This window comes from Candidatus Schekmanbacteria bacterium (genome assembly GCA_003695725.1).
GTDB lineage: Bacteria > Schekmanbacteria > GWA2-38-11 > GWA2-38-11 > J061 > J061.
The window spans coordinates 1-8,141 of sequence record RFHX01000126.1 but is presented as its reverse complement, the minus strand read 5'-3'; the positions used below and the strand labels follow the sequence as shown (position 1 = coordinate 8,141).

The 8,141-nt window shown below is 37.8% G+C and carries 6 protein-coding genes; 5 read left to right on the top strand and 1 reads right to left on the bottom strand.

Annotated elements, in window-relative coordinates:
- The coding region (locus D6734_05165; protein RMF95679.1) for a hypothetical protein at positions 1 to 200 on the top strand (200 nt) is incomplete at its 5' end.
- A 47-nt stretch (positions 201 to 247) separates the two neighbouring features.
- Here the strand turns inward: D6734_05165 and D6734_05160 are convergent.
- Complete coding sequence (locus D6734_05160) at positions 248 to 1,273, bottom strand: N-acetyl-gamma-glutamyl-phosphate reductase (GenBank protein ID RMF95678.1); 1,026 nt, start codon at positions 1,271 to 1,273, stop codon at positions 248 to 250.
- 397 nt (positions 1,274 to 1,670) lie between these two features.
- Between D6734_05160 and D6734_05155 the strand changes: the two genes are divergently transcribed.
- From D6734_05155 to D6734_05140, 4 genes are read left to right on the top strand one after another with little or no spacing between them, the layout of a single operon-like run.
- Positions 1,671 to 3,014, top strand: coding sequence for a TolC family protein (locus D6734_05155; GenBank protein RMF95677.1), 1,344 nt, complete (start codon positions 1,671 to 1,673; stop codon positions 3,012 to 3,014).
- 29 nt (positions 3,015 to 3,043) lie between these two features.
- Complete coding sequence (locus D6734_05150) at positions 3,044 to 4,456, top strand: efflux RND transporter periplasmic adaptor subunit (GenBank protein ID RMF95676.1); 1,413 nt, start codon at positions 3,044 to 3,046, stop codon at positions 4,454 to 4,456.
- Between the two features lie 27 nt (positions 4,457 to 4,483).
- Positions 4,484 to 7,615, top strand: a complete 3,132-nt coding sequence (locus tag D6734_05145) for an efflux RND transporter permease subunit (protein RMF95675.1) — start codon at positions 4,484 to 4,486, stop codon at positions 7,613 to 7,615.
- Positions 7,616 to 7,632: 17 nt separating this feature from the next.
- On the top strand, positions 7,633 to 8,118 hold the full coding sequence (locus D6734_05140) for a hypothetical protein (protein ID RMF95674.1): 486 nt from the start codon (positions 7,633 to 7,635) through the stop codon (positions 8,116 to 8,118).
- The last annotated feature ends 23 nt before the right edge of the window (positions 8,119 to 8,141 follow it).

Here is an 8,141-nt window from a genome sequence, read left to right as displayed (position 1 = left end):
CATTAGTACTTATCTTTATTGGATTAGGCTATATTTTTACATCTAAAATTATAGCAAAATCATTTTATGAAATTCTTGTAAAGTTTATTGAAAAAGAGAATGCCGAGAAAATAATTCAAATAATTATGATTCTTATTGGAGTGGGAATTATATTTTATGGGATATTGGCATTTATAAAAGGACCGGAGATGTTCTTTTAGAAGAAAAAGGGGAGGGAAAAGGGGTCGGGTCTGCTTTTTCCCCTTTTTTAAAGCAGTCCAGTTTCCTCTTCAAGACCGCACATAAGATTCATATTCTGGACTGCCTGTCCGGAGGCGCCCTTGAAAAGATTGTCGATTGCTGAGATTACAATTAATTTCCCCGTGTGATTGTCTATTGCGGCACTGATTTCACAAAAATTGGTACCTTCCACATTCTTTGTTGAAGGGAATTTTCCGGGAGGACAAACTCTGACAAAGGCATCATTTATATAAAACTCTTTGTATATCTCCAATAATTCTTTTAGAGATATTTTATTCTTCATATCGATGAAAATAGTTGAAAGTATCCCCCTGTCAATTGGCACAAGATGAGGTATAAAAGTGACTTTTACAGTTGATTCTTTTATATCAGAAAGCACCTGTTCGATTTCGGGAGTATGCCTGTGCTCTGTCACCTTATAGGGAAAAATATTTCTATAGCTGTCCATAAATAGATTCATTCCCGGTTTTGGATTCCTTCCTGCACCTGATACGCCAGATGATGAAGCAATACATATTCCATCGCTGTCTGCAACATTTACTTTCAGAAGAGGAGCGCAGGCGAGAATTATGCTTGTGGGATAACAGCCCGGATTTGCAACAATTGAAGCTTTCTTGATTTTATCCCTGTATAATTCAGGTAATCCATAAACCGCTTTTTTGAGAAGCCTTTTGTCCTTGTGGGCAAAGCCGTACCATTTTTTGTGGACTGTTGCATTCTTTATCCTGAAGTCCGCACTCAAATCGATTACCTTGATGCCATTTTTCACAAATTTGCCTGCCGCCTTATGCGCATAGCCATTGTCCTTTGCCATAAAGACGACATCACATTTTTTTATTATCACCTCTTCATCGAGTTTTTTTAGCTTTAAATCAGTTAATCCTAAAAGGGAAGGGTGGACATCTGAAACTTTAACGCCATTTAAATGCTCTGATTCAAGAAATACGATTTCAGTATGAGGATGCTTGAGAAGTATCTTTATAAGGACTTCCGATGTAAGACTCGAAGCTCCCAAAATTGCTATTTTAATCATTTCTTTTTTTCCTTTTTAACTAAAATGATTTTTCATTTTTATCTTTGGAATATTATTGATAATCTCTGCCGCGTCAAGGAGAATAATACCGTAAAAAACTATTGTAAGAAAGTTTAAATGTCATCTTTGGAAAAATCGTTTTATTTAGAAGGAGAAAGTAAAAAGAAAAGATTTCCCAAGAATTGTTCACAGAGCATTCTTTTCTAATTTTAATTGATATAATGCATATACTGTCTCATTTCCTACACTAAAAATTTCACAAAAGGGGCATTTCTTTTTTACCAAATAAAATAATCTAATAAATACAACAGGTTAGTTGATGTAGGTAATACAAGAAGGATTGGCATATTTTTTGCAATGATAATCACAAAAAAAGTGGAACCAAAGAAGAATCAAAATGTCTTATATTGAAAAATTAAAAAAGAAGAGAGGTTTTAAAATTATGAAAAGGATAATTTTTTTCATATTACTTTTTTCATTCCTTTGCCTTATTATTCCGCTAACTGTACCTGCTGAAGAAGCAAAAGGTTCAGAAATTTTGCAAATTGACGCCCTCATTGAAGAGGCGCTTGAAAAGAATCCCGAAATAAAGGCATTCGAAAAGCGTTGGAATGCATTCAAGGAAATTCCCCCGCAAGCAGGAAGTCTCGATGACCCAAAATTAACTCTTGGAATTTCTGCCCTCCCTGTTGACACATTTCGCTTCGGTGACTGGGATATGACACAAAAAACAATATCCCTTTCACAAAAATTTCCATATCCGGGGAAACTAAAACTACGCTCTGAAATAGCTGAGCATCAAGCAGAAGCAACAGGTCTTGAATATGAAGACAAAAAAATTCAGATAATGAGTGCTGTAAAGGAAGCGTATTATGAAATCTTCTTTATAGACCGCTCTATTGAAATCACTGAAAAGAATAAAAAATTATTAGAACAGTTAGTAGAAATTGCCCAAGTCAAATATTCAGTAGGAAATGGCTTACAACAGGATGTTTTGCTGGCACAAGTTGAGCTTTCAAAAATCATCGAGGATCTCATTACGCTCAAGCAAAAGAGAAAAGCTGCAGAAAGCCGCTTAAACACTCTTTTATATAGAGACCCGCGCGCTCCTCTGGGAAAAACCATCGATGTGAAAAAAACAGAATTCAACCATACCCTTGAAGAATTGATGTCAAGAGCAGTTGAAAAAAGGCCGCAATTGGCCTCATTGAAGGCGCTAATAGAGAGCGCTGAAGCCTCATACAAATTGGCAAAGAAGGAATATTATCCTGACTTCAACATAGGACTTTCATATGGACAAAGGGAAGGAGGAAGAAATAAAAAAGGGATAGCCATCGACCGCCCTGATTTCGTATCCGGATTTGTTACTATAAACATTCCTCTCTATTTTAGGACAAAGCAGGATAAAAAGGTTGCGCAGACAATAGCTCAGAAAAGCTTTGCTGAGGAAAGATTCGAGTCTCTGAAAAACGAAATCTATTACCAGTTAAAAAGTTTAGTGGCAGATGAGCAAAAGGGGGAAAAACTTATAAAATTGTATGAAGATGGAATTCTACCACAAGCTAAACAATCACTTGATTCCTCCATATCTGGATATCAAGTTGACAAGGTAGATTTTCTAACAATGCTTCAAAATTGGATCACTCTTTTCAAGTATGAGAATGAATACTACAAGGTGCTAAGCGACTATGAGAAAACCCTTGCAAAGATCGAAAGAGTAGTGGGTGAAAGATTGTTTTAACAGCAAAAAATAAAGAGAGAGGTTTAAAAATGTCAAAAAGAGGAAATATTTTTGGAATTATAATAACTGCACTAATCATCATTTCTTTGATTGCAGTCGGAATTATCTACAAAGACAAGCTCTTCAAGAGCAATATACAGACTGCAACATCAGATAAGAAAGAGGGGACAGTCAAAACAACTGAGGCGAAAGAAGACGAGGGGAAGGGCAAAAGAAAGATTCTATATTGGCGCGCCCCTATGGACCCAACATACATTTCCGATAAGCCCGGAAAATCACCTATGGGGATGGATTTAATACCTGTTTATGAAGGAGAAGAGCCTGAAGCTGCTGGAATCAAAATCGACCCTGTGACTGTTCAAAACATAGGTGTGAAAACGGAAAGAGCAAAGAAAATTAGACTCAGAAAGGAAATACGCACAATAGGCAGAGTTGACTATGATGAAAGAAAAATTACTGATGTCACAACAAAGATTGAAGGCTGGATTGAAAAACTCTATGTTGATTTTACAGGCCAAGAAGTAAAAAAGGGACAACCTTTAATCGAGATATACAGTCCTGAATTGGTATCTACCCAAGAAGAATATCTTCTTGCTTTAAAATACAAAAAAAACCTTCAAAACAACCCTTTTTCGGAAATAGCTAAAGGTGCTGAATCGTTGCTTGCTTCGACTAGGAAACGGCTCGAATTATGGGATATCAGCGATGCGCAGATAAAAGAACTTGAGCAGACCGGACAAGTTCAAAAGCGAATGGTCATTAACGCCCTTTCCCGGGGCATTGTAATAGATAAAATGGCGCTGGAGGGGATGTATGTTAAAAACGGGATGAGTCTCTACCGCCTTGCAGATATTTCAACTGTGTGGGTTTATGCAGACATTTACGAGTACGAACTTCCATTCATTAAAAAAGGACAAAAGGCAACTATGACTTTAAGTTATCTTCCGGGAAAGAAATTTACTGGAAGAGTAACCTATATCTATCCCTATCTGGAAGAGAAGACGAGGACAGTAAAGGTGCGTCTTGAGTTTCCAAATCCGCAATGGGAATTGAAGCCCGGTATGTACGCAGATGTTGTAATAGAATCTGACCTTGGCAGGGAAGGGGTAGTAGTGCCCTCATACGCAGTTATCAGGTCAGGAAAGAGAAATATAGTAGTACTCAATAAGGGAAATGGATTATTCGAGCCGAGAGAAGTCACATTAGGTGTCGAAGCAGCTGATGGATACATCGAAATTGCGGAAGGAGTGAAGGAAGGCGAAGAGATTGTTACATCATCTCACTTTCTTATTGATTCAGAAAGCAATCTTCAGGAGGCAATTCAAAAGATGCTTGAAACCAAGAAGGACAATAGAATGGATATAGAGCACAGTGATATGGATATGTCAGATATGACAATGGATGATGAAGATATGGATATGAATGAAATGAATATGGAATAAACTGCTAATAAATTTGAGAGGCAAAAAATGTTAGAAAAGATAATAGAAGCATCGATTAGAAATAAACTCTTGATCATTCTTGCAACTCTATTTTTTATCGGTTGGGGCATTTATGCAATGCTCAATACTCCACTCGATGCCATACCTGATTTGAGTGATGTGCAGGTAATAATCTATACTGAATATCCCGGACAAGCCCCGCAAGTTGTTGAAGACCAAGTTACATATCCTTTGACAACGACTATGTTGTCTGTGCCATTTGCAAAAGTTGTCAGAGGGTATTCATTCTTCGGCTATTCCTTTGTTTACATCATTTTTGAAGACGGCACTGATATGTATTGGGCAAGAAGCAGAGTTCTCGAATATCTCAGTTTCGTTTCATCAAAACTCCCAGAAGGTGTAACTCCTACTCTAGGCCCCGATGCAACAGGAGTTGGTTGGGCTTTTGAATATACTGTAGAAGGTGAAGGCTATGACTTGAGCGAACTTAGGAGCATACAGGATTGGTATATAAGATATGAACTTGCAAGTGTGCCGGGAGTTTCAGAAGTTGCAAGCATCGGTGGATTTGTAAAGCAGTATCAGGTTACTGTAGATCCCAACAAACTACTTGCCTACAACATTCCTCTCAGCAAAGTTAAAAAAGCTATTCAAAGAAGCAACAATGATGTAGGCGGAAGAGTTATCGAAATGGCAGAAACAGAATTTATGGTCAGGGGACTTGGTTATATCAAATCTGTCGAAGACATTGAAAATATCGCTGTTGGCGTAGATAAATGGGGGACTCCTATACTTATAAAGGATATAGCTGAAGTGAATTTGGGTCCGGAATTGAGGCGCGGCATTGCTGAGAAAAACGGAATAGGGGAGGTTGTAGGTGGAATAGTCGTAATGAGATATGGAGAAAATGCTCTTGCCGTCATTGACAGGGTTAAAAAGAAAATCGATGAGATAAAAGTAGGGTTGCCCCCTGGCGTTGAAATTAAAGTTGCTTATGATAGGTCTGCCCTTATTAGACGCGCAATTGATTTCTTAAAGGAAAAACTCATAGAGGAAAGTTTGATAGTTGCTCTTGTATGTATAGTCTTTCTACTTCACCTAAGAAGTGCTTTCGTAGCTATTTTCACTCTTCCCGTGGGAATATTGATTGCATTCATAGTAATGTATTATCAAGGAATAAATGCAAATATTATGTCTCTTGGAGGTATCGCAATAGCAATTGGTGCAATGGTAGATGCAGCCATAGTTATGATTGAAAATGCCCATAAGCATATTGAACGAGACAAAGGCAAAAAAGACCATTGGCAAATTATATCTGATTCATCTAAGGAAGTGGGGCCTGCACTCTTTTATTCACTCCTTATCATAACACTTTCATTTCTTCCTGTTTTCACCCTTCAGGCACAAGAGGGGAGACTATTCAAGCCCCTCGCTTTTACAAAAACTTACTCTATGGCGGCTGCTGCTTTATTGGCTATAACGATTGTGCCTGTACTGATGGGATTTCTCATAAGAGGGAAAATAATGCCGGAAGCTAAAAATCCTCTTAACCGATTCCTGATTTGGATTTATAAACCTGTTATTAAAGTTGTTCTTCGCTTCAAGAAGACTACTATATTTCTGGCAATTTTAATTCTCATTGTAACATTCTTCCCGCTAAAAAAAATTGGGTCTGAATTTATGCCTCCTTTATATGAAGGCGACCTCCTCTATATGCCGACGACACTGCCGGGAATTTCGATAACAAAAGCGCGTGAGATACTTCAGCAGACAGACAAGATAATCAAAAGCTTTCCTGAGGTGCATCATGTATTCGGAAAAATCGGAAGAGCAGAAACCGCTACTGACCCTGCGCCTCTTAGTATGATTGAAACGACTATAATGCTAAAACCGGAATCGGAGTGGCGTCCCGGAATGACTCCTGAAAAACTGATCGATGAGATGGACAAAGCTATAAAATTTCCGGGGGTGACCAATGCGTGGACAATGCCAATCAAGACAAGGGTTGATATGTTGAGTACAGGAATAAAAACACCTGTTGGAATCAAAGTTGTAGGCAATGACCTTAATACATTGCAAAAGATAGGAGAAGAAATCGAAGCTGTAATAAGAAATGTACCAGGGACTTTGAGTGTATATTCGGAAAGGGTTGTAGGAGGAAATTATTTTGACTTTGAAATAAAAAGGAGAGAAGCGGCAAGATATGGACTCACTGTCGGTGATGTGCAGGATATAATATTGTCAGCTATTGGCGGAATGAATGTTACAACAACTGTTGAAGGATTAGAAAGATATCCTGTCAATCTACGGTATGGACGAGAATTGCGAAGCGATATTGAATCATTGAAAAGAGTTCTTATTCCTACGCCGCGCGGAGAGCAAATTCCAATAACACAAGTTGCAGATATCAGCATCAAGAAGGGTCCTCCAAGCATCAAGAGTGAAAATGCCCGTCTTAATGCTTGGATTTATATCGATATTAAAGATATAGATGTGGGGACATATGTCCAAAGAGCGCAGAAGGCGGTTGCAGAAAATATAAAATTTCCTGCAGGTTACCATATCGTATGGAGCGGACAATATGAATATATGCAGAGGGCAAAAGAAAGGTTGAAAATCGTCATTCCTGTAACCCTTGCGATAATTTTTCTCCTTCTTTATCTAAATTTCGGTAATGTTACTGAAGCTATCATCGTTATGCTTTCACTTCCTTTCGCAATAACAGGAGGCATATGGCTGATGTATTTTCTTAACTACAATATGTCTGTTGCCGTAGGTGTAGGCTTCATTGCACTTGCAGGAGTTGCAGCAGAAACCGGAGTCGTGATGATTATCTACCTTGACCATGCCTATAAAGAAATTCTGGAAGAGAAGGGAAAAATGGGAATGAAAGACCTTTACGATGCAATCATAATAGGCGCTGTAGATAGAGTACGCCCCAAAATGATGACAGTAACTGCCATTATGGCAGGACTTCTGCCTATTTTATGGGGTCATGGAGCAGGTTCGCAGGTTATGAAGCGCATTGCGGCACCAATGGTAGGCGGTATGATTTCATCTACTATTCTTACCCTCATAGTAATTCCTGTAATATATGAAATAGTGAAAGGATGGAAAATTAAAAGAGCAGAAAAGAAAATAGATTTTGTTCAAGATTAAAAAAAGGAGAATTGATTATGAAAAGAATATTTTTAGCCTTGGTATTATTTGCGCTGTTTGCGGGGGTGTCTTTTGCTGAAAAGCCGATGAAGATGGATATGAAGAAGGATATGAAAATAAATATGCCTGCAATGAAAAAAATCGAAGTCGATGGATATACAGTTGAATACAATTTGATGACTATGATGGAGCATCATCAGATGATGCAAAAGATGAAGATGGATATAAGCAAGATGGAAATGGATATGAAAGCGTCGCATCATCTTTCTCTCAAGATTAGCGATTCCAAGAGTAAGAAGGAAATAAAAGATGCAGTTGTGAAATTAAAAGCAATTGCACCTGATAAAACATCTCAAGAATTATGGGTAAAGTGGAATGATATGATGAAGCATTATGGTTGTGATTTAAGAATAAGTGATAGAGGGAAATATGGGATCATCATATTATTCAAAACAGCTGATGAGAAAAAGCATATTGTTAAATTTTGGGAAGACATAAAATAAAAGATTTCATATTTCTATTGCTT

Bases quoted from the DNA above. Each gene is read 5' to 3' on its own strand.
- D6734_05150 (RMF95676.1), top strand. From the start codon at position 3,044: ATGTCAAAAAGAGGAAATATTTTTGGAATTATAATAACTGCACTAATC.
- D6734_05160 (RMF95678.1), bottom strand. From the start codon at position 1,273: ATGATTAAAATAGCAATTTTGGGAGCTTCGAGTCTTACATCGGAAGTC.
- D6734_05140 (RMF95674.1), top strand. From the start codon at position 7,633: ATGAAAAGAATATTTTTAGCCTTGGTATTATTTGCGCTGTTTGCGGGG.
- D6734_05145 (RMF95675.1), top strand. From the start codon at position 4,484: ATGTTAGAAAAGATAATAGAAGCATCGATTAGAAATAAACTCTTGATC.
- D6734_05155 (RMF95677.1), top strand. From the start codon at position 1,671: ATGTCTTATATTGAAAAATTAAAAAAGAAGAGAGGTTTTAAAATTATG.